The following is a 21,559-nucleotide window of genomic DNA, read 5'->3' as shown; positions in this document are numbered from 1 at the left end:
CGCCGGTCGGATCGAACACGAGCGCCGCTACTATCTCTCTTCAGCGAGGCTCGACGCCAAAACCTTCGCGGCCGCAGTGCGGGCGCACTGGCAGATCGAAAACCGCCTGCACTGGGTGCTCGACGTCGTCTTCCACGACGACCTCGTGCGGCTGCGGACTGGATCAGGCCCGCAGAACATGGCGATCGTGCGCCACATGGCCATCAACCTCGTGCACGCACCCCACGACCGCCACAGCCTCAAGGCCCGCAGAAAGCTCGCCAATCTCAATCCCGACTACCTCGAAGCCCTTCTCCGACACTCCCCCGCAGACCAGACAAAAAGCTGAAGCGATTCCCCTGGCGGAACGGCTGGCGCGTCTTCGACCCGGCGATGGATGCCGACCTGCAGCGCCGCCGCCAGCTCGGCGCCGACCTGCGCAGCGCGCTGACCGAGGGCCAGCTCGATCTCCACTACCAGCCGATCGTCGCCGCCGACGGGTCGGGCCCGCGCGCCTACGAGGCCCTGCTGCGCTGGCGCCACCCGCGCGAGGGCTTCGTCAGCCCGGGCGAGTTCATCCCGATCGCCGAGGCGACGGGGCAGATCCGCCGGCTCGGCGCCTGGGCGCTGGCCCGGGCCTGCACCGACGCCGCCGCCTGGCCGGCGCACCTCAAGGTGGCGGTGAACCTGTCCCCGGTGCAGTTCGTCGGCGACGCCCTCGTCGAGGAGGTGGCGCAGACCCTCGCGGCGAGCGGCCTGCCGGCCGAGCGGCTCGAGCTCGAGATCACCGAATCGGTGCTGCTGCAGGACGACGACGCGACGCTCGCCATCCTGCACCGCTTGCGGGCGCTCGGGGTCAGCACCGCGATGGACGATTTCGGCACCGGGTACTCGTCCCTGAGCTACCTGCGCCGCTTCCCGTTCGACAAGATCAAGATCGACCAGTCCTTCGTGCGCAACCTCGGCCACGAGACCGGCAGCAGCGAGATCGTGCGGGCCGCGGTCGGCCTCGGCAAGACCTTCGGCATGATCGTGCTGGCCGAGGGCGTCGAGACCGAGGAGCAGGCCGCGATCCTGCGCGAGGCGGGCTGCGACGAGCTGCAGGGCTACCTGTTCGGCCGGCCCTGCCCGGTGGACGAGGTGCGGGACCTCGCGCCGATGGGCCGGGCGGCAGCCTGACCCGCCCCGAGCCCGACTCCGGGCATTTGCCCGACTTCGGGCATTTCGGTCGGCGGGGCCGGGTTGGGCCCGGGCGTGGTGACGAAGCGGCCGTGACGGGGGGATCGGGATTGCCCCGGATCGGCCGGGGTCATCCCGGTCGAGGCCCGGTCAGGGCCGGCTGTCGAGGAACGCCAGCACGCCGGCCTTGTGCACCTTGTCGCCGACGGCGAGGTTGTGGTCGCGGTCGGGGATGTCGAGGGCCTTCGCCTCCGGGATCAGGGCGGCGAGCGCCGGGCCCGAGCCCGCCACGGTGTCGGTGGTGCCGACCGCGACCAGCACCGGCACCTCGATCTGCGCCACCTCCGCCCGCGACAGGGTCTGGCGCGAGCCGCGCATGCAGGCGGCGAGCGCGGGCAGGTCGCTCCCGGTCGATTCGGCGAAGACCCGGAACATCCGCGCCGTCGGGTCGGTGACAGCGTCGCGGGAGGGGGCCTCCATCGCCTCCGAGATGCCGGGGGGCAGCCCCTTCCCCTCGACGAGGTGGATGCCCAGGCCCCCGAGCAGGGCCGAGCGGACGCGGTCCGGGTGGGCGAGCGCCAGGAAGGCGGTGATCCGCGCCCCCATCGAGTAGCCCATCACGTCGGCGCGGGGGATCCCGAGGTGGTCGAGGAGCCGGCGGGCATCCTCGGCCATCAGGTCGGAGCCGTAGGCCTCCGGCTCGTAGAGCTTGCCGCTGCGGCCGTGGCCGCGGTTGTCGAGGGCGATCACCCGCCGCCCGGCCCCGGTCAGGCTGCGCACCCAGGAAGTGTTGACCCAGTTGACCGCGTGGTTCGACGCGAAGCCGTGGATCAGCAGGATCGGATCGCCCGCACCGTCCTTGCCCGTACCCTCCTTGGGGGCGACGTCGACATAGGCGATCGGCACGCCGTCCGAATCGAAGGTCTGCATGGGCAATGGGCTCCTGCGCGGGGTCGAGGCCGGCTTAGAGCATTTTCCGACGAAGTGGAAACCGGTTCGTCGGAGAAAATGCGACAAAACAAAGACTTAGAGAGCTTCGCGATTGCAACGCGATCGTGAAGCTCTCTAGCGCAGGGGCGGCCGGCCCCGCAACGCGTAGCAGGACCGGCAGCGGACGTCCCTATTCCGGCGGCGTCCGGACCGCGACGCCGAGCATCGCCTCGAACGGCAGGATCATCGCGCCCTTGTCGCGCGCGCCGTGGCCGTGGCGCAGAGCCATCTGGTAGGTCGCGGTGGCGGCGGCCGTCACCGGCAGCGGGAAGCCGCCCTCCGCCCCGACCGCGGCGGCGCTGACGAGGTCTTTGTAGGCCTTGGCCAGCGGGTAGCCCTCGTCGAACGCGCCCTGCAGGATCCGCGGCACGAAGTATTGCGAGGCGTAGCTGCGGCTGGTGCCGGTGGTGACCACGGTCGCGAGCCGCGCCGGGTCGAGGCCCATCGCCACCGCCATCGGCAGCACCTCGGCCAGGGCCGCGATGTTGATGTCGTAGATGACGTTGTTGACGGTCTTGGTGAGCTGGCCGCTGCCGAGGGGGCCCATGTGCAGCACCTGCGTGCCGATCCGGGCGAGCAGCGGCTCGGCCGCGGCGAAATCCTCCGGCGTGCCGCCGCACATCACCGTGAGGGTCGCGGCCTCCGCGCCGGCCGGCGCGCCCGAGACCGGCGCGTCGAGGAAGCGCAGGCCGCGATCCGCGAGCGCCCGGCCGATCGAGACCGCCTGGGCATGCGCGATGGTGCTGAGGTCGATGACCAGGGCGCCGGGCGCGAGGCGCGCCGCGAGCCCGTCCGGCCCGAGCAGCACCGCCTCGACCACGTCGCCGTCGGGCAGGCAGAGCAGCAGCACGTCGGCGCCGGTCGCCGCCGCCCGGTCGGTCGTGGCGACGAGCCCGGGCGCCTCGAGCCCGGCGACCCGCGCCGGGTCGGAATCGATCGCCACCACCGTGTCGGCGCCTTCCCCCTTCGCGGCGAGGTGGCGGGCGATCGGGCGGCCCATCTGGCCGAGGCCCATCAGGGCGATGCGGCGGCTCATCGTGCGGTTCCTCCGTCGTGGCGTTCCACCGCGATACCGCGTCGGCGGCGCCGATGCGCGGGGTGGGCGCGAAAAAGGCGTCGCACCCGGGCGAGGCTTGAGCCCGGCCCCGCCCCCCGGCATAGGGGCGCCATGACACCCGAATCCGACGCCCCCCGCCTGGTCCCCCGCCCGCACCAGGCCGAGGCGATCCGCGCCATCCTGGCGGCGCGGGCCGAAGGGCGGCCGGGCTTCCTCCTCGGCGACATGACCGGGCTCGGCAAGACCCTGTCGGTCTGGGGCGCGATCGCGGCGATGCCCGAGCGGGCGGTGCTGATCGTCTGCCCGAAGGGCGCGATGCCGCAATGGCGCCGCACGATCCGGGATTCGGGTCTCGCCGACAAGGACGTGACGCTCCTCAACTACGAGCGCACCAAGTCCCTGCTGGCGCTGCCGGCCGCGAGCGGCCGCCGCTCGGTGCGGGCGAAGAACAACGAGCTCGCCAAGCTCGGCCGGCCCAAGCGCGTCTGGCCGCTGGTGGTGTTCGACGAGGCCCACCGCCTGCGCAACCCGACCTCGCAGCAGGGCCAGGCCTGCCGCCGCATGGCGGAGGCCGCCGCCTTCACGGTCTATGCCAGCGCCACCGCCGGCCAGGCGCCGCACGAGCTGTCCTATCTCGGCGCGCTGCTCGGCCACGCCGTCGGCCGCCCGGTGGAAACCACCGCCGATTTCCGCGTCCTGATGCAGCACCTGAAGATCGGCCGGGCCAAGGGGCGCTGGCAGAACTGGTCGTGGGAGCCGAACGCCCGCGACCAGGAGACGATGGCGCGCCTGCTCTATCGCGGCCCGGACGCGATCGGGCTGCGCCGCCGCCCGGCCGACATCGCCGGCTGGCCGGAGGTGCAGCGGGACCTCGCCCCCACCGCCCTGTCGCCCGCCGACCAGCGGCTCTACGACGCGACCTGGCGCGAGTTCCGCCGCGAATGGGGCCTCTCCGGCGGCTCGAACCGGCGCGCCGCCGGCTGGGCGGCGGACCTGCGCTTCCGCCAGAAGGCGAGCCTGATCCGGGTCGCCGGCACGGTCGACCTCGCCGAGGACCTGCTGCAGGCCGGCGAGCAGGTGGCGGTCTCGGTGGCGTTCCTGGAGACCGGGGCGGCCCTGGTCGAGGCCTTCACCGGCCGCGGCTGGCGCGCCGGCGCCATCGACGGCACGCGAACGTCGGAGGCCAACGAGGCGACGCGGGTCGCCTTCCAGCGCGGCGAGCTCGACGCGGTGGTGTTCACGGTCACCGAATCGATCTCGCTCCACCGCAACGAGCTGCCCGGCGGCGAGCGCCCGCGCAGCCTGATCGTCCACGACATGCGCCACAGCGCGATCCAGCTCAGTCAGATCGAGGGCCGCTGCCACCGCGACGGCGAGCGCGCCGCGATCCTGTTCGCCTACGCGGAGGGCACCGTGGAGGAGCGGGTCGCCGCCACCGTGATCGCCCGCATGGCCGGGATGGACAGGATGGCCGGAGAGGATACCTCCCTCCTCGACGCCATCGGGCGGATCATCGATGGTGAGGCCGCCTGATCCCGGCCGTCGAGGGCCGGGCAGGACAGGAGGCACGCGATGGTGACGCGAGGGTTCACGGGACGCCGCCCGCCGCGGCCGGAGGCCGAGCGCCTGCCGCCGGGCCAGTACCTGACCGAGGATTTCCCGGTTCTCCAGCTCGGCCCGACGCCGCGCATCGATCCGGCCCGCTGGAGCTTCACCCTGCGGGAGGGATCGAAGCCCCTCAAGAGCTGGACCTGGGCCGAGTTCGAGGCCCTGCCGCGCACCCGCTGGAAGGGCGACATCCACTGCGTCACCAAGTGGTCGAAGTTCGACACCGCCTGGGAGGGCGTGACGATCGACGACCTGCTGGCGGCGGCCGGAATCGCGGCGCCGACCGCCTACCTGCTGGCGGAGGGCTACGACGACTACACCACCAACGTGCCGGTCGCCGACCTGACGGAGGGCAAGGCCATGGTGGCGACGCGCTACGCCGGCGAGCCGATCACGCCCGACCACGGCGGGCCCGCCCGCCTGCTGGTGCCGCACCTGTACTTCTGGAAGAGCGCCAAGTGGGTGAAGGGCCTGCGCTTCACGCAAAAGGACGAGGCCGGGTTCTGGGAGCTGCGCGGCTACCACATGGTCGGCGATCCCTGGCGCGAGCAGCGCTTCACCGGCGATTGAGGCTCCCGCACGCCTTGAGCGACTCCCTCCGTCCCGTCCACGACCTCATCCTGAGGTGCCCACGCAGTGGGCCTCGAAGGAGGGCTCCAGCCGTCGCCGTGATGTCTGGAAGGCTCCTTCGAGGTCAGTCGATCGTCGATCGACCGACACCTCGGGATGAGGTCGCGGGTGGGACGACATCCTCGATCGTAGCCCTCCCCGTCTTCGAGGCAGGGCCTTCGCGCCATGAGGCTCCGCGATGGCCTTGATCTGGCAGGAATCCCGGATCGTCGCCGCCGCCGCCGAGACGCCGCGGGTCCGGCGCCTCACCCTGGCGGTCGGCTGGGACCGGCCGTTCCGGGCCGGCCAGCACGTCGACGTGCGGCTCACCGCGCCGGACGGCTACCAGGCCCAGCGCAGCTACTCCATCGCCTCCTCGCCGACGCGCCCCGAGGCGATCGACCTGCTGATCGAACGCCTGGACGACGGCGAGGTCTCGGGCTTCTTCTCCGACGTGGCCGAACCCGGCGACGCGATCGAGCTGCGCGGGCCGATCGGCGGCGCCTTCGTGTGGGAGCCGGGGCAGGGCGGGCCGCTGCTGCTGGTCGGCGGCGGCTCCGGGGTGGTGCCGCTGCTCGCCATGCTGCGCCACCGGGCGGAGGCCGCGCCCGACGTGCCGGCCCTGCTGCTCTACTCCGCCCGCACCGCCGCGGACGTGATCGCCCGCGACGAGCTGATCCGCCGCGACGCCGGGGAGCCGGAATTCGAGCTGCGGCTGGCGCTGACCCGGGAGCCCGGCGGCCGGCGGATCGACGCCGCCCGGATCGACGAAGCGCTCGCCGACCTCGGGGCCCCGGCCCACACCTTCGTGTGCGGGAGCAATCCCTTCGTCTCCGCGGTCTCCGACCTCCTGGTCGATGCCGGGGTCCCGGCGGCCACGATCCGCACCGAGCGCTTCGGAGGAGAGACACCGTGACAGAGATCACCGGCCGCACCCGCGTCTTCGCGATCCTCGCCGACCCGATCGCCCAGGTGAAGGCGCCGCAAGGGCTCAACCGCCTCATGGCCGAGCGCGGGGTCGACGGGGTGATGGTGCCGCTCCACGTCGCGGCGGCCGACCTTCCCACGGTGGTGGCGGGCTTGCGGGCGACGCAGAGCTTCGGCGGCGCCATCATCACGGTGCCGCACAAGACCGCGATCGTGCCGCTCCTCGACGCGGTGAGCGACGCGGCCCGGCTCGTCGGCGCCGTCAACGCGGTGCGGCGCGAGCCCGACGGCCGCCTCATCGGCGAGATCCTGGACGGCGCCGGCTTCGTCGCGGGCCTGCGGGCGGCGGGCCACGACCCGCGGGGAGCGAGCGCCTACCTGGCCGGAGCGGGGGGCGCGGCCAACGCCATCGCGTTCGCGCTCGCCGAGGCCGGGGTGAGCCGCCTCACCGTGCACAACCGCACGCCCGCGCGGGTCGAAGACCTGTTCGCGCGACTGCGCCGGCTCCATCCCGACCTGCCGCTCGCGAGCGCCGCCGATCCGGCCGGTCACGACCTCGTGGTCAACGCGACCTCGCTCGGCCTGCGGCCGGACGATCCCCTGCCGCTGGACCCCACCGGTCTCGGGCCCGGTCAGCTCGTCGCCGAGATCATCATGCAGCCGGCGAAGACCCCGCTCCTCGCAGCAGCCGCCGCGCGGGGGTGCCGCACCCATCCGGGCCTGCCGATGCTGGAGGGGCAGCTCGCCCTGATGGCGGATTTCCTGCGGATGCGCGCGCCGGGGTGCTGACGCCTACTTCATACGGCCGAAGGTCGCGATCTTCGGATTCGAGAACGGGCCGCGCACGGCATCCGACGCCGGGCGGGAAGCGACGCTCGCGGCCCCGACCTTGACGGCGAACAGACCGCGCTCCTCGTCGATGGGGACGACACCGAACGACGCGTCGACATCGCTCTTCGTCACGCCCAGAATCCGTGCGGCTTCCTGCAGAGTCGGGGCCTGCGGCCCCGCCTGCACGGTCATCAGGATGGTGTTGGAAGCGTGGCTCTCGCCCATGTGGCCTCCTCGCCGTCACAACCCGAGGCGCGTGGCGGTCTTCAAGGGTTCAAGGATACCGTACCCGGTGTTGCGGTTCCAGCCGCCCGAGGCGCCGCGCCGGGTTGCATCGGCGCGCAGCTCGCGGGCCAGGTCCCGTGACCTCAACGTGGTATGCGGCACCTTTGTTCGAATGGCCGCCACGGCGCCGGCCGCGACCGGACAGGCGGCGGACGTTCCGGTATCCGGCGTGCCGGTGCCGAACGCTTCCGAACCGAGGAAGTGTGTATAGCACGACAGATCGGGCTTGGTGTGGGCCATGCCGGGTATCCCGGGACCTTGAGACGAATATCCGACGCGCTGCCGCTTGGTCGTGACACCGGCGATGGTCATGACGTCCGGATGCGCGTTCGCTCCCATGATGGTGTGCTTCACGCCGCCACAGCGGCCATCCGGACATTCCGCACCGCAATTGCCCGCCGCGAACAGGATATCCGCCCCGGTCCGGCTGAGGGTACCGACCACGATGTTGAAGGGATGGTTCGGATTGTCGATGTAGCGGCCCGGATGTCCGACCGGGAAATCCCAGTTCGGATCGTAGAGCCCCCAGGAATTCGTGACGACGAGATGCTGGAACGGTCGGTCCTCCGCGGAGCGCCGCATGACGGCGACGAGCGTGGCGTAAGCCTGCAGGGCATCGCTCAGCAGGCCCGCCGTCGGGCTTCCCCCCGGGGTCGTGGACAGCAGGATCGGAAAGTCGAGCAACGTCGCCCGCGGAGCGGCGAGAAGGGCATCGTAGGCGCACATCGTTCCATGTTCGACGGCGTACTGGCCCGGCATGCCGGTCCCCGGGGACCACGTCAGCGTCGCGTCGAGCGTCGGGTTGAGCCCCCGCGACCGCAGGTGGGCGAGGTTGATGCCGGTATCCATGACCGCCATCGCGACCCCCGCACCGTCGAGATTCTTGGCCGCCAGGCCGGCGACACCGAGCAGCGACGCCACATGGCTCCGGTCGCCGATCGGCCCGGCGGCGCAGCCAGGCGCGAGGAAGTGGCTGATCGTCGGGTCGGAGAACACCTGAGCGCCGTCCGCCGTGCTCGTCACGGGGTCCCCGGTTTCGTCCATGACGGCGCGAACCGCAAAGCGGGGTGCCGCAGCCGGCGACGCCATTGCGAGACTTGCCGTGAAGCCGATTTGCCCGAGCGGAACCGGCGCGAAGGTAGTGTCTAGCTCCGTCCGCTTCGGAATTCCTTCGATGCGGCGCGTGATACGACCACGACCCGTCATCATCATTTCAATGGCCGGACTTCTCAACGATTCCTGCGCAGGGAGAACCAAAATCACGCTTCTTTCAGCCATTTTGATCGTCCTGTGATTTTCCTGAGCCGCAAGAAGATTTTTATATATATGAGATCATACAGTATAATCTAACAAAACAGGAATCAATACGATATTCCTCCATATGCGACAAAAGACTTTTCTGCACATGTGCCCTGCTCGGACGCCGCGTGGAACCGTGCGTTGCGGCGCCTTCGACGGGTGCAAGACCCGGCGCCCGTGCGTCATCGCCCGCCGTTCCGGGCCTTGACCGCGCGCATCATCCGGGCGAGGCCAGCGGCTCCTTCTTTCCTGGCCGGCCGCGCGCCGGAGATCGTTCGATGACCCAGTCCCTGATCGACCGCCTCGGGGCACGCCTCGGCCCCGTCGGCCTCCTCACCGAGGAGGCCGACATGGCGCCCTTCGCCATCGACTGGCGGCGCCTGTTTCCGGGCCGGCCGGCCTGCGTGGTGCGCCCTGCCTCCACCGCCGAGGTCGCCGACGTGGTGCGTCTCTGCGCCGAGGCCGGGGCCGCCCTGGTGCCGCAGGGCGGCAATACCGGGCTCGCCGGCGGCGCGGTGCCGGACGGCTCCGCCAAGCAGGTGGTGCTGTCGCTCGCCCGCATGAACGCGATCCGGGGGGTCGATCCGGTCGGCCTGACGCTGACGGCGGAGGCCGGCTGCGTCCTCAAGCTGGCGCAGGACGCCGCCGAGGCCGCCGGCCGGCTGCTGCCGGTGAGCTTCGCGGCGGAGGGCTCTGCGCTGGTCGGCGGGGTCGTCGCCACCAATGCCGGCGGCATCAACGTGGTGCGCTACGGCATGACCCGCGGCCTCGTCCTCGGCCTCGAGGTGGTGCTCGCCGACGGCAGCATCGTCGACGGCCTCCGGGCCCTGCGCAAGGACAATGCCGGCTACGACTGGAAGCAACTCTTCATCGGCACGGAAGGCACCCTCGGCATCGTCACGGCGGCGGTCCTGCGCCTGGTGCCCAAGCCGCGCCACACCGCGACGGCGCTGCTCGCCGTGCCCGATCCGGCGGCGGCGCTGCGGCTGTTCACCCTGGCCCAGGAGGAGATCGGCGACAGCATCCAGGCCTTCGAGCTGATCTCCGGCACATCGCTCGAGCTCGTCGAGACGCATGCCGGCCTCAGGAGCCCGGTCGGCGCGGCGGGCTGGAGCGTGCTGATCGAGGCGGCCTCGTCGCTCTCGGGCCTGCGCGAGGCGATGGAGGGCGTGCTCGGCACCGCGCTCGAGCGCGAGGATGCGCTGGACGGCGTGCTGGCCGAATCCGGCCGCCAGGCCGCCGACCTCTGGGCCCTGCGCGAGCACGTCACCGAGTGCGAGGCGCGCGCGGGCAAGAGCGTCAAGCACGACGTCTCGGTGCCGATCACCGCGATCCCCGCCTTCCTCGACGAGGCCGGCCGGGTCCTGGAGGCCGGCGCGCCCGGCACCCGCGTCAACGCCTTCGGCCACATGGGCGACGGCAACATCCACTACAACGTCCTGATCGGGCCGGAGCACGCCTCGGAGGCGATCAACGGCCTCGTCCACGGGGTGGTGCACCGCTACGGCGGCAGCATCTCGGCCGAGCACGGCATCGGCCAGTACCGCGTCGCCGAACTCGCCCGCCACCGCCACCCGGACGAGATGGCGCTGGCGCGCCGGATCAAGGCGGCGCTCGACCCGCAGGGGCTGATGAACCCCGGCAAGGTGCTGGCGCGGGGGTAGGCAGCCCCCGCCCGGGCGTCACCCCCGCTCGACCGCCAGGCGCGACAGGCTGACCAGGCTGGCGATACCCGCGAAGGCGGCGCCGAGGCCGAGCGCGAGGACGGGTCCGTGCGCGGCGGCGAGCGCGAAGCAGGCCGCCACCAGGGCCGCCCCGGTGGTCTGGCCCACGAGCCGCGAGGTGGCGACGATGCCGCTGGCGCCGCCGGAGCGCGCGGCCGGCGCACTCGTCATGATGGCGCGCAGGTTCGGCGCCTGGAAGAAGCCGAAGCCGGCCCCGCACAGGGCCATCCGCCAGGCGATGCCCCAGACGTCCGGCGCGGCCGGCAGCAGCGCCAGCGAGGCCATGCCGACGGCGAGGAGCGCGAGGCCGATCCCGCCGAGGAGACCCGGCGGGTAGCGGTCCGACAGGCGCCCGGCGACCGGCGCCATCAGGGCGACCACCAGGGGCCAGGGCGTCATCAGGAAGCCGGTCTCGACCTGCGAATGCCCCAGCGCGTGCTGGAACAGGAACGGCAGCGACACGAAGGCGAGGCCCTGCGCGGCGAACGAGCAGACCGAGGTCGCGGCCGACAGCGCGAAGAGCGGACGGCGAAACAGGTCGACGGCGAGCATCGGGGCCGGGTGGCCGGCCTGTCGGCGCAGGAGCAGGGCGCCGCAGGCGAGCGCCCCGGCGAACTCGGCGAGCACGCGCCAGAGCGGCCCGGCATGGGCGGCCTCGCCGAGGCCGAGGACGAGGAGCGCGAAGGTCGCGGCGTTGAGGAGCGCGGCGATCCCGTCGAAGGTGTGGCCCGAGCGCCCGGTCTCCGGCAGGGCGCGCCGGGCGAGCGCCAGGGCGGCGAGCCCGATCGGCAGGTTGACGGCGAAGAGCCACGGCCAGGACGCCACGAGCAGGATCAGCGAGGCCGCCGTCGGCCCGAGGGCGAAGCCGACACCCACCACGAAGGCGTTGAGGCCCATCCCCCGCCCGAGCTGGTGGGGCGGGGTGACGAAGCGGATCAGCGCGACGTTGACGGCCATCAGGGCGCTGGCGCCGACGCCCTGGAGCACCCGGGCGGCGACCAGCGCCGGCAGCGACCAGGCGAGCGCGCAGACGAGCGAGGCGACCGTGAACAGCGCCAGGCCCACGAGGTAGACCCGCCTCTGCCCGACGATCTCGCCGAGCGCCGCGATCGGCAGGAGCGTGGCCACCACGGCGAGCTGGTAGGCGTTGACGATCCAGACCGAATCCGCCGGATCGACGCCGAGATCGGCCGCGATCGTCGGCAGCGCGGTGTTGGCGATCGCGGTGTCGAGGGTGGCGAGCGCGACGCCGGCGAGGATCGCGGCCGTCGCGCGTTTCCTCCGTCCCGGCGTGAGCTCGGAGGGGGCGGAAGGGGCGGAGGGGGAGAGGACGGAGTCGGTCACGGCCCCGGTTTGCGCCCGCGGAGCCGTCGCCGCAAGCAATCACGCGGAACAGGTTGGTTCGGGCAGGTCGAAGATCCTTGAGAGGCGGGCCCGGGGCTTCACCCCTTCCCGCGAGCGGCAGGGCTGTCCGGCGAAAAGAATGGCGCGTCTCCCCTCTCCCGTGTGGGAGAGGGGCCGGGGGTGAGGGTGACACGCTTCAGTATCAGGCTCGAAGCGTCGTGCTGGCAGCAGGCAGCGGGACGGTTCAGTATTCTGAGGAACCGTAGCACCCTGCGCGATCTTCGATCGCCCCTACCCCTCTCCCACACGGGAGAGGGGATCCCACGCTTGATTTTAAAAGGTATTTTTCCCCGGACAGCCCTGCGCTGGCGGGGGAGAGGATACAGATTCCCGACCTTCCCGACGGCTCAGCCCGTCCCCGGGTCGGCCTCGACCTTCTGCCGGTCGCCCGCATTGGCGCCGGAGGTGTTGGCCTCGCTCTCTCCGTCGCCGTCCTGCGGCACCGCCGCGACGCCCTTCAGGTCGTCGGCCGTGATCTTGTCCCGGCGCGCCTTGTCCCGATCGGTCGATTCGTCCTTTCGCTCGGCCATCTCGCTCTCCTCACCCATCGGTCTTGCCGCCGGTCCTCTCGGTCCGGGACCCGCCGTCCGCCACCTTCTGGCCTTCGTGGGGCCCCTGCGCGGCGATCTGGTCGGAATGGCCGCCGGAGCTGCCGCCGACCGAGACCGGCGGCCGGCCGGGGGTGCCGGCGGAGGACCAGTCCTTCTTCAGTTCGGCCTCGTCGCGGCCGGCCCCGCCCTGCCGGGTGATCGCCGCCTGCTCGGGGGTCTGGTGGCCACCGCCGACGGCGGGTTCGCCCCGGCTGCCCACCACGTCGTCGGGCTTTCGCGTCATCGCCTCACTCCCCCTCGTCCTTGCCGACCGCGGCGGTCGCCCGGTCGATGGCTTCCTTCGCGGCGGGACTCTGGGCGGCAGCCCCGCCGGTCGAGGGGTCGCTGATCCGGCGCAGGTTCTCGGGCGGGGTCTCGTCCTCGGTCGCCTGGCTGCCGTCGGTCGCGCCGATCGCGTCGAGGCGGTTGAAGTCGGAGGCGACGCGGGCGTCCCGGGCCTGGCCCATCGGGTCGTGGGCCATGTCGGCTTGCGTGCGCGGCGGCACGCCGACGTCGAGGGGGGAGTCCTGCCCCATGTCCTGGCCGTTGCGGTCGGTATAGGGGTCGAAGTCGCGCAAGCTGGGCCGCGCCCGATCCGTCTTGTCCATGGAAGTCTCCTGTCGCGGCCGATCCGGCATGTGGGGGACAACACCGCCGGAGGTATGAGGTTTCCGCGGGTCGGGTCCCCCGGAAGTCCGGGGCGGCGGGCCGTGACAACCGTCGCGCTTGCTGGCAGGACGGCGCGAGTTCCACGGAGATCCTTCCGCCCGTGACCACATCCGCCAATTCCCGTACCGCCGATCACCCGATCGACGCGCTCTTCCTCGAGCGCTGGTCGCCCCGCGCCTTCACCGGCGAGGCCGTGCCCCGGGCCGACCTGATGACGATGATCGAGGCGGCGCGCTGGGCTCCCTCGGGCTACAACTCGCAGCCCTGGCGCTTCGCCTACGCGCTTCGCGACACCCCGGCCTGGGAGACGCTGTTCGGGCTCCTGGTGCCGTTCAACCAGGGCTGGGTGAAGAATGCCGGTGCGCTGGTGTTCCTGGCCTCGAACGGGATGATGAACACCCCGGACGGCCTCAAGCCCTCCTACAGCGCCTCCTTCGATGCCGGCACGGCCTCGGCGCTGTTCCAGCTCCAGGCGGTGACGATGGGCTGGCACGCCCACGGCATGACCGGCTTCGACCACGAGCGGGCGCCGGCCGCGCTGAACCTGCCGCCGCACCACCGGGTCGAGGCCGCCTTCGCGGTCGGCCGCAAGGCGGATCCGGCGACCCTGCCGGAGGAGACCCGCGCCCGCGAGACCCCGAACGGCCGCCACCCCCTCGCCGACTTCGTCTTCGAGGGCGGGTTCCCGCCGCGCGAGGCGTGAGCCCCACCTCGTACGAGGGTTTCGTCTCCGGGTTCCGCTGGCGGATCCCGGAGCGCTACAACATCGCGGTCGACGTCTGCGACCGCTGGGCCGCCGCCGACCCGGCGCGCACGGCGATCCTCGACGTCGACCCGGCCGGCCGGGTCGAGACCTGGAGCTACGCCGCCCTCGCCGAGGCCTCGAACCGCCTGGCCAACGGCTTGCGGGCCCACGGCGTCCGGGCCGGCGACCGGGTGGCGGTGCTGCTGCCGCAATCCCCCGCCGTGGTGGTGGCGCACCTGGCGATCTACAAGCTCGGCGCCGTCGCGCTGCCGCTCGCCGTGGTGTTCGGGCCGGAGGGTCTGCTGCACCGCCTGTCGGATGCCGGCGCGACCGCGGCGGTGACCCATGCGGGCGGGCTCGCCAAGCTGGCGACCCTGCGCGACGCCCTGCCCGGCCTCGCCCTGGTGATCTCGACCGACGGGGCCGGCGACGGGGCGCTCGGCTACGCCGATCTGCTGGCGGCAGCCTCGCCCGATTTCGCGCCCGTCGACACCCGGGCCGACGACCCGGCCCTGATGATCTACACCTCCGGCACCACCGGCCCGCCGAAGGGCGCGCTGCACGGCCACCGGGTGCTGCTCGGCCACCTGCCGGGCTTCTCGATGATGCACGACTTCATGCCGAAGCCCGGCGACCGGATGTGGACCCCGGCCGACTGGGCCTGGGCCGGCGGGCTGCTCAACGCGCTCCTGCCGAGCCTGCATCACGGCGTCGCCGTGGTGGCGCGCAAGGCGGAAAAATTCGATCCCGAGGAGGCTTTTCGGCTGATGGCCGACCTCGCGGTCGCCAACGCCTTCGTGCCGCCCACCGCACTCCGGATGCTGCGCATCGTCGAGGAGCCGCGCCGGCGCTTCGACCTGCGCGCCCTTCGCACCCTGGCCTCGGCCGGCGAGATGCTGGGACCGGAGACCTTCCATTGGGCGGAGCGGTCGCTCGGGATCACCATCAACGAGGCCTACGGCCAGACCGAGTGCAACCTGGTGCTGGCCTCCTGCTCGGGCCTCGGCGTGGCGCGGGCGGGCTCCACAGGCCGGCCGGTGCCGGGCCACCGGGTCGCGGTGATCCGCCCGGACGGACGGCCGGCGGCGGTCGACGAGATCGGCCAGATCGCCGTCGCCCGGCCCGACCCGGTGATGTTCCTGCGCTACTGGAACGACCCGGAGGCGACGGAGCGCAAGTTCCTCGGGGACTGGATGACCACCGGCGACCAGGGCCGGATGGATGCGGACGGCTACCTCCACTTCGTCGGGCGCGACGACGACGTCATCACCTCGTCGGGCTACCGGATCGGCCCCGGCGAGGTCGAGGATTGCCTCCTGCGCCACCCGGCGGTGGCGCTCGCCGCGGCGGTCGGCAAGCCCGATCCGGTGCGCACCGAGATCGTCAAGGCCTTCGTGGTGCTGCGCCCCGGCCACGCCGCGTCGGACGCGCTGGCGGCCGAGATCCAGTCCTTCGTGCGCACCCGCCTGTCCGCGCACGAATACCCCCGCGAGATCGCCTTCCGGGCGAGCCTGCCGCTCACCACCACCGGCAAGATCATCCGCCGGGTGCTGCGCGACGAGGCGTGACCCCGTCGCAGTGTCCCAGGGCGGGTGCCGCAACGAATCGATCGTGCGCCAATCATTAGCAGACGATCCAAAGATCCGGGCCGACCCGCCCCGGATCACTGCGGATAACCTTCGGTCAATCGTGAAATCCCGCCGGTTCTGAGGACGAGCTTAACCAAGTCCGGGCTAGGGATGGTCGTGTCCTCGCGACAACGACCTCTTGCCGTGGTTGGCCATGCTCCCGTTCGTCCGAAGACTCCCGAAGAGGTTGCGGCTGGGCCGATCGGATCTGCTGCTGCTCGCCGGCGGTCTTCTGCTCCCGAACATCCTGGCCCTGGCCGCCAGCACCGTCGCCGGGGTGCCGGCACGGACCAGCGCCATCGCGCTCTACGCGGCGATCGCCCTGCTGGGCGGGCGGATGCGCGGCTGGATCCTGGCGCTGCTCGGCCTCGCGACGGTCCTGTTCGACGTCGTCGAGGTCGTCGGCCGGATGTTCTTCCTCGGCTTCGAGGCGACCTGGCGGGCGCTCGACCCGGACGTCCTGGCTTCGCTCCTCGCGACCCCGGCCTACGCGGCCGGCGCGGTGACCGCGGCCTCCGTCACCCTCGCCTACCTGGCGTTCCTGGTGCGGGCGGGGCCGGCGATGCGCCGGGGCAGCCGCGCGGTCTTCGCCGCGGCGGCAGCCGCGCTGATGATCGGCGACGGGCTCGCCAACGGCACCACGGCCTACGATTTCGGCGCGCTGGCGAGCCTCGGCCATCCGTTCGAATCGGCGAGCCTCGCCTCCGGCTTCGACGCCCTGCCCGATCAGGCGCACCCACCCCGCCGCGTCCTGATGGTGGTGGTCGAGAGCCTGGGCCTCCTGCGCGACCCGGCCCAGCGGGCGATCCTCGCCGCGCCGTTCGAGGCTCCGGACCTGCGCCGGCTCTACACCGTCGCGACCGGCACCACGGCCTTCTTCGGCGCGACCGCGTCGGGCGAGATGCGGGAATTGTGCGGCACCTACCGCACCTACGACGAGGCCTTCCTGCGCGACGCCCCGGCCTGCCTGCCCGAGCGGTTCACGGCCCGCGACTACCGCACGGTCTCGCTGCACGGCTTCCATGCCGGCTTCTACCACCGGGCACGCTGGTACCCGCAGGCCGGCTTCCAGCGCAGCCTCTTCGCCGAGGCGCTGGAGCCCCGCTTTCCCCATCCCTGCGGCGGCCCCTTCCCGGGCGCCTGCGACACCGACGTGGCGCAGGCGGTGGCGGCCGAGATGGCGGCCCCGGGCCCCGCCTTCGTCTACTGGCTTACCCTGTCCTCGCACGTGCCGGTGGCGCCCGGCACGGGCACGCCGCGCCAGCATTGCGGCACGCCGGAGAGCCGGTTTTCCGACCGGGAGGTCTGCGCCATGGTGGAGGTGTGGCAGGACGTGTTCGAGGCGGTCGCCCGCCTGACGGTGGCCCATCCCGGGACCGAGATCCTGCTCGTCGGCGACCACGCCCCGCCGCTGTGGCGCAGGAGCGCCCGCGACGCCTTCGCGCCCGGCCGGGTGCCGTGGATCCACCTGTCGCCGATCCCGGTCGCCGCCACGGGCCTCGCCGCGGCCAAGCCCTGAACGCGATAAGGGCGGCGGAGCCGTGAGGCTCCGCCGCCCTCCGGGGAACGGTCGCTCGTCGCCGGGTCGCGCGAGGATCAGAAGCTCAGCGCCACCTTGGCCTCGCGCAGCTGCGCGATCTGGCCTTCGATCTCGATCTTGCGGTCGTAATCGTCGGTGGCGTCGTAGAGGAGCTCGGCCGCCGCGATGTCGGCGTCGATGATCGCCGGCGTCAGCTCCTCGAGCGGGGTGGCGCGCTCGGCGATCACGGTGAGCGAGGTCGCGTTGATCTCGGCGAAGCCCCCGCGCACCAGCACCCGCTTGCCCTTCTGCGGGCTCTCGGTGATCACCAGCATGCCGGTCTTGAGGGTGGTGAGCACGGGCGCATGCCCGGGCAGCACCGTCATCTCGCCCTCGGAACCCGGAAGCTGCACGGCATCGACCGCGCCGGAATACAGGATCCGCTCGGGGCCGACGAGGTCGAACTGGAAGGTGGCCATGGGGTCAGGTCGTTTCCGGTTTCGTCAGACGCACGCGAAAGGGCCCGGCGTTTAGCCGGGCCCGTCTTGTCGCTGCCTAATCAGGCCGCGGCGGCGAGGCGCTGGGCCTTCTCCTTGGCCTCCTCGATCGAGCCGACCATGTAGAAGGCGGCCTCGGGGAGGTTGTCGTACTCGCCGTCCACCAGGCCCTTGAAGCCCTTGATGGTGTCCTCGAGCGCCACGAGCTTGCCCGGCGAACCGGTGAAGATCTCGGCGACGTGGAACGGCTGGCTCAGGAAGCGCTCGATCTTGCGGGCGCGGGCCACCGTGAGCTTGTCCTCCTCGGACAGCTCGTCCATGCCCAGGATCGCGATGATGTCCTGGAGCGCCTTGTAGCGCTGCAGCACCTGCTGGACGCGGCGGGCGACGGTGTAGTGCTCCTCGCCGAGGATCGCCGGCGACAGCATGCGCGAGGTCGAGTCGAGCGGGTCCACCGCCGGGTAGATGCCCTTCTCGGCGATCGAGCGCGACAGCACGGTCGTGGCGTCGAGGTGGGCGAACGAGGCGGCGGGCGCCGGGTCGGTCAGGTCGTCGGCCGGCACGTAGATCGCCTGCACCGAGGTGATCGAGCCCTTGGTGGTGGTGGTGATGCGCTCCTGCAGGGCGCCCATGTCGGTGGCGAGCGTCGGCTGGTAGCCCACCGCCGACGGGATGCGGCCGAGCAGCGCCGACACCTCGGAGCCCGCCTGAGTGAAGCGGAAGATGTTGTCGACGAAGAACAGCACGTCCTGGCCCTCGTCGCGGAAGTGCTCGGCGACGGTGAGGCCGGTCAGCGCGACGCGGGCGCGGGCGCCCGGGGGCTCGTTCATCTGGCCGTAGACCAGGGCGCACTTGGAGCCTTCCGCGGAGCCGTGCTCCTTGGGGTCCATGTTCACCTTGGACTCGATCATCTCGTGGTAGAGGTCGTTGCCCTCGCGGGTCCGCTCGCCGACGCCCGCGAACACCGAGTAGCCCGAGTGGGCCTTCGCGATGTTGTTGATGAGCTCCATGATGAGCACGGTCTTGCCGACGCCGGCGCCGCCGAACAGGCCGATCTTGCCGCCCTTGGCGTAGGGGGCGAGCAGGTCCACCACCTTGATGCCGGTGACGAGGATCTGGGCCTCGGTCGACTGCTCGGCGTAGGACGGGGCCGGCTGGTGGATGGCGCGGAGCGACTCGGTCTTGATCTCGCCGGCCTCGTCGATCGGCTCGCCGATGACGTTCATGATGCGGCCGAGCGTGTTGGCGCCGACGGGCACGCGGATCGGCGAGCCGGTGTCGGTGACCTCCTGGCCGCGGACCAGGCCCTCGGAGGTGTCCATGGCGATGCAGCGCACGGTGTTCTCGCCGAGCTGCATGGCGACCTCGAGGACGAGGCGGTTGCCGTTGTTCTTGGTCTCGAGGGCGTTCAGGATCTCGGGCAGGTGACCCTGAAACTGCACGTCGACGACGGCGCCGATGACCTGGGTGATGCGGCCGGTGTTGGTCGAGCCGGCGACGGGGGTGGCAGTGTTCGCCATGATGCTAATCCCTGATTGCGTGCGGTCAGAGCGCCTCGGCGCCCGAGATGATCTCGATCAGCTCCTTGGTGATCATCGCCTGGCGCGTCCGGTTGTAGATCAAGGTCTGCTTCTTGATCATCTCGCCGGCGTTGCGCGTGGCGCTGTCCATGGCGCCCATGCGCGCGCCCTGCTCGGAGGCGGCGTTTTCCAGGAGCGCCCGAAGGATCTGAACGGTGAGGTTCTTCGGGAGAAGGGCGGCGAGGATCTCGCCCTCGCCGGGCTCGTACTCGTAGACCGCGTCGGAGGAGACCGCGGGAGCGGCGTCCGTCGGGGCGATGTCGGCCGGGATGATCTGCTGCGCCGTCGGGATCTGGGCGATCACCGAGCGAAAGCGCGAGTAGAACAGGGTCGCGACGTCGAACTCGCCCGCGTCGTAGCGGCCGAGCAGGTTGCGGGCGATGCCTTCGGCGTTCTCGAAGCCGAGCTGGCGCACGCCGCGCAGCTCGATCAGCTCGACGATCTGGTCGCGGAACTCGCGACGCAGGACGTCGTAGCCCTTCTTACCGACGCAGATGATCTTGACCGTCTTGCCCTGCGCCATCAGGCGCCGGGCATGGTCACGGGCGAGCCGCGAGATCGAGGAGTTGAACGCGCCGCACAGGCCCCGCTCCGCCGTGCAGACGAGGAGCAGGTGGGTGCGGTCCTGGCCGGTGCCGGAGAGCAGCCGGGGCGTCTCCGCCCCGGGGGTCAGGTTGGAGGCGAGGTTGCCGAGCACCTGCGCCATGCGCTCGGCGTAGGGCCGCGCGCTCTCCGCCGCCATCTGCGCGCGGCGCAGCTTGGCGGCGGCGACCATCTGCATCGCCTTGGTGATCTTCTGGGTCGCCTTCACCGAGGTGATGCGATTGCGCAGGTCCTTCAGACTCGCCATCGGAGGGTCCTTTGGTGTCGAGCCGGGGGCTTACTGGAAGGACTTGGCGAAGGACTCGACCACGCCCTTGAGCTTGGCGCCGCTGTCGGCCGACAGCTCCTTGGAGGAGCGGATCGTGTCGAGCAGGTCGGCATGGCGGGTGCGCAGGGTCGAGAGCAGGCCGTCCTCGAAGGCGCGGACCCGGTTGACCGGGATCGTGTCGAGGTAGCCGTTGACGCCGGCGTAGATCACCGCGACCTGCTCTTCCATCTTCAGCGGCGAGAATTGCGGCTGCTTCAGGAGCTCGGTCAGGCGGGCGCCGCGGTTGAGCAGCTTCTGGGTCGAGGCGTCGAGGTCCGAGCCGAACTGGGCGAAGGCCGCCATCTCGCGGTACTGCGCCAGCTCGCCCTTGATCTTGCCGGCGACCGACTTCATCGCCTTGGTCTGGGCGGCGGAGCCGACGCGCGACACCGAGAGGCCGACGTTCACCGCCGGGCGCACGCCCTGGTAGAACAGGTCGGTCTCGAGGAAGATCTGGCCGTCGGTGATCGAGATCACGTTGGTCGGGATGTAGGCCGAGACGTCGTTGGCCTGGGTCTCGATGACCGGGAGCGCGGTCAGCGAGCCGTTGCCGGCGGCGTCGCCCATCTTGGCGGCGCGCTCGAGCAGGCGGGAGTGCAGATAGAACACGTCGCCCGGGTACGCCTCGCGGCCCGGCGGGCGGCGCAGCAGCAGCGACATCTGGCGGTAGGCCACGGCCTGCTTCGACAGGTCGTCGTACACGATCACGGCGTGCATGCCGTTGTCGCGGAAGTACTCGCCCATGGCGCAGCCGGCGAAGGGCGCCAGGAACTGCATCGGGGCGGCGTCCGAGGCGGTGGCGGCGATGACGATGGAGTATTCCATCGCGCCGTTATCCTCGAGCACCTTCACGAACTGCGCGACGGTGGAGCGCTTCTGGCCGACCGCGACGTAGACGCAGTACAGCTTGGCCTTCTCGTCGGTGCCGGCATGAGCCGGCTTCTGGTTCAGGATGGTGTCGAGCGCGACGGCGGTCTTGCCGGTCTGGCGGTCGCCGATGATCAGTTCGCGCTGGCCGCGGCCGATCGGAATCAGGGCGTCGATCGCCTTGAGGCCGGTCGCCATCGGCTCGTGCACCGACTTGCGCGGAATGATGCCCGGGGCCTTCACGTCGACCCGGCTGCGCTTCTCGGCGACGATCGGGCCCTTGCCGTCGATCGGGTTGCCGAGCGCGTCGACGACGCGGCCGAGCAGGCCCTTGCCGACCGGCACGTCCACGATGGCGCCGGTGCGCTTGACGGTCTGGCCTTCCTTGATCTCGCGGTCGGAGCCGAAGATCACGACGCCGACGTTGTCCTGCTCGAGGTTCAGGGCCATGCCGCGCACGCCCGACTCGAACTCGACCATCTCGCCGGCCTGGACGTTGTCGAGGCCGTAGACGCGGGCGATGCCGTCGCCGACCGACAGGACCTGACCGACCTCGGTGACCTCGGCCTCCTGGCCGAAGTTCTTGATCTGCTCCTTCAGGATGGCGGAGATCTCGGCGGCACGGATGTCCATCTGGACCTTCCCTCGTTCGTTCGTATCGG

22 protein-coding genes are annotated in these 21,559 nt (G+C 71.6%); 10 read left to right on the top strand and 12 right to left on the bottom strand.

The annotated features are described in order from the left end of the window. Together BMX97_RS06615 and BMX97_RS06610 are read left to right on the top strand one after the other, a co-directional pair. On the top strand, positions 1 to 328 hold a 328-nt coding region (locus tag BMX97_RS06615; protein WP_143074566.1), incomplete at its 5' end, for an ISAs1 family transposase. A 44-nt stretch (positions 329 to 372) separates the two neighbouring features. Beyond that, positions 373 to 1,158, top strand: a complete 786-nt coding sequence (locus BMX97_RS06610) for a putative bifunctional diguanylate cyclase/phosphodiesterase (RefSeq protein ID WP_091746957.1) — start codon at positions 373 to 375, stop codon at positions 1,156 to 1,158. Between the two features lie 150 nt (positions 1,159 to 1,308). Here the strand turns inward: BMX97_RS06610 and BMX97_RS06605 are convergent, their stop codons facing one another. After that, positions 1,309 to 2,088, bottom strand: coding sequence for an alpha/beta fold hydrolase (locus tag BMX97_RS06605; protein WP_091746954.1), 780 nt, complete (start codon positions 2,086 to 2,088; stop codon positions 1,309 to 1,311). Positions 2,089 to 2,278: 190 nt separating this feature from the next. Then, entirely contained in the window at positions 2,279 to 3,184 is a 906-nt protein-coding gene (locus tag BMX97_RS06600; RefSeq protein ID WP_091746951.1) for an NAD(P)-dependent oxidoreductase, read from the bottom strand. Between the two features lie 132 nt (positions 3,185 to 3,316). Between BMX97_RS06600 and BMX97_RS06595 the strand changes: the two genes are divergently transcribed. From BMX97_RS06595 to BMX97_RS06580, 4 genes are all read left to right on the top strand, one after another. Then, entirely contained in the window at positions 3,317 to 4,738 is a 1,422-nt protein-coding gene (locus tag BMX97_RS06595) for a DEAD/DEAH box helicase family protein (RefSeq protein ID WP_091746948.1), read from the top strand. A gap of 39 nt (positions 4,739 to 4,777) precedes the next feature. Then, positions 4,778 to 5,383, top strand: a complete 606-nt coding sequence (locus BMX97_RS06590; RefSeq protein WP_091746946.1) for a sulfite oxidase-like oxidoreductase — start codon at positions 4,778 to 4,780, stop codon at positions 5,381 to 5,383. A 238-nt stretch (positions 5,384 to 5,621) separates the two neighbouring features. Then, complete coding sequence (locus tag BMX97_RS06585) at positions 5,622 to 6,338, top strand: FAD-binding oxidoreductase (RefSeq protein WP_091746941.1); 717 nt, start codon at positions 5,622 to 5,624, stop codon at positions 6,336 to 6,338. Continuing rightward, positions 6,335 to 7,138: a shikimate dehydrogenase family protein gene (locus BMX97_RS06580; protein WP_091746938.1), complete on the top strand. Its 804-nt coding sequence runs from the start codon at positions 6,335 to 6,337 to the stop codon at positions 7,136 to 7,138. The genes BMX97_RS06585 and BMX97_RS06580 overlap by 4 nt, the downstream gene beginning before the upstream one ends. 3 nt (positions 7,139 to 7,141) lie before the next feature. On the opposite strand, the gene BMX97_RS06575 is transcribed toward BMX97_RS06580, so the two are convergent. Both BMX97_RS06575 and BMX97_RS06570 read right to left on the bottom strand, forming a co-directional pair. Then, positions 7,142 to 7,405, bottom strand: a complete 264-nt coding sequence (locus BMX97_RS06575) for a hypothetical protein (protein WP_091746935.1) — start codon at positions 7,403 to 7,405, stop codon at positions 7,142 to 7,144. 15 nt (positions 7,406 to 7,420) lie between these two features. Next, complete coding sequence (locus BMX97_RS06570) at positions 7,421 to 8,743, bottom strand: S8/S53 family peptidase (protein WP_091746932.1); 1,323 nt, start codon at positions 8,741 to 8,743, stop codon at positions 7,421 to 7,423. Between the two features lie 299 nt (positions 8,744 to 9,042). Between BMX97_RS06570 and BMX97_RS06565 the strand changes: the two genes are divergently transcribed. Continuing rightward, the gene (locus BMX97_RS06565) at positions 9,043 to 10,428 is read left to right on the top strand and encodes an FAD-binding oxidoreductase (protein WP_091746929.1); all 1,386 of its coding nucleotides are present in this window, start codon (positions 9,043 to 9,045) and stop codon (positions 10,426 to 10,428) included. 18 nt (positions 10,429 to 10,446) lie between these two features. Here BMX97_RS06565 and BMX97_RS06560 read toward each other — a convergent pair whose 3' ends face one another. The 4 genes from BMX97_RS06560 to BMX97_RS06545 form a co-directional block, all read right to left on the bottom strand. Then, on the bottom strand, positions 10,447 to 11,832 hold the full coding sequence (locus BMX97_RS06560) for an MFS transporter (RefSeq protein ID WP_091746927.1): 1,386 nt from the start codon (positions 11,830 to 11,832) through the stop codon (positions 10,447 to 10,449). Positions 11,833 to 12,239: 407 nt separating this feature from the next. Next, positions 12,240 to 12,422 carry a hypothetical protein gene (locus tag BMX97_RS06555; protein WP_091746924.1) on the bottom strand — a complete coding sequence of 61 codons (183 nt, stop codon included), beginning with the start codon at positions 12,420 to 12,422 and terminating at the stop codon, positions 12,240 to 12,242. 10 nt (positions 12,423 to 12,432) lie between these two features. Further along, on the bottom strand, positions 12,433 to 12,726 hold the full coding sequence (locus BMX97_RS06550; RefSeq protein WP_091746921.1) for a hypothetical protein: 294 nt from the start codon (positions 12,724 to 12,726) through the stop codon (positions 12,433 to 12,435). Positions 12,727 to 12,730: 4 nt separating this feature from the next. Next, complete coding sequence (locus BMX97_RS06545; protein WP_091746919.1) at positions 12,731 to 13,090, bottom strand: hypothetical protein; 360 nt, start codon at positions 13,088 to 13,090, stop codon at positions 12,731 to 12,733. 161 nt (positions 13,091 to 13,251) lie between these two features. Here BMX97_RS06545 and BMX97_RS06540 point away from each other — a divergent pair, with 161 nt between their 5' ends. From BMX97_RS06540 to BMX97_RS06530, 3 genes are all read left to right on the top strand, one after another. Next, on the top strand, positions 13,252 to 13,854 hold the full coding sequence (locus tag BMX97_RS06540; RefSeq protein WP_091746916.1) for a nitroreductase family protein: 603 nt from the start codon (positions 13,252 to 13,254) through the stop codon (positions 13,852 to 13,854). Continuing rightward, on the top strand, positions 13,851 to 15,464 hold the full coding sequence (locus tag BMX97_RS06535) for an AMP-binding protein (protein WP_091746913.1): 1,614 nt from the start codon (positions 13,851 to 13,853) through the stop codon (positions 15,462 to 15,464). Before BMX97_RS06540 ends, BMX97_RS06535 begins: the two co-directional genes overlap by 4 nt. Positions 15,465 to 15,711: 247 nt before the next feature. Further along, the gene (locus tag BMX97_RS06530; RefSeq protein WP_091746910.1) at positions 15,712 to 17,043 is read left to right on the top strand and encodes a sulfatase-like hydrolase/transferase; all 1,332 of its coding nucleotides are present in this window, start codon (positions 15,712 to 15,714) and stop codon (positions 17,041 to 17,043) included. 77 nt (positions 17,044 to 17,120) lie between these two features. On the opposite strand, the gene atpC is transcribed toward BMX97_RS06530, so the two are convergent. From atpC to atpA, 4 genes are all read right to left on the bottom strand, one after another. After that, a complete protein-coding gene (atpC, locus tag BMX97_RS06525; protein ID WP_060846894.1) occupies positions 17,121 to 17,522 on the bottom strand; it encodes an ATP synthase F1 subunit epsilon in 402 nt (133 codons plus the stop codon). A gap of 80 nt (positions 17,523 to 17,602) precedes the next feature. After that, on the bottom strand, positions 17,603 to 19,060 hold the full coding sequence (gene atpD / locus BMX97_RS06520) for a F0F1 ATP synthase subunit beta (RefSeq protein WP_091746907.1): 1,458 nt from the start codon (positions 19,058 to 19,060) through the stop codon (positions 17,603 to 17,605). A gap of 25 nt (positions 19,061 to 19,085) precedes the next feature. Then, positions 19,086 to 19,970, bottom strand: coding sequence for a F0F1 ATP synthase subunit gamma (locus BMX97_RS06515; RefSeq protein WP_091746902.1), 885 nt, complete (start codon positions 19,968 to 19,970; stop codon positions 19,086 to 19,088). Positions 19,971 to 20,000: 30 nt separating this feature from the next. Then, complete coding sequence (atpA, locus tag BMX97_RS06510; RefSeq protein ID WP_060846897.1) at positions 20,001 to 21,530, bottom strand: F0F1 ATP synthase subunit alpha; 1,530 nt, start codon at positions 21,528 to 21,530, stop codon at positions 20,001 to 20,003. Positions 21,531 to 21,559: the final 29 nt, after the last annotated feature.

It is taken from the genome of Methylobacterium sp. ap11, assembly GCF_900110515.1.
Taxonomy (GTDB): Bacteria; Pseudomonadota; Alphaproteobacteria; order Rhizobiales; family Beijerinckiaceae; genus Methylobacterium; species Methylobacterium ajmalii.
Note: the sequence above shows the minus strand (reverse complement) of the source record. Positions and strands in the feature narration are given on the sequence as shown.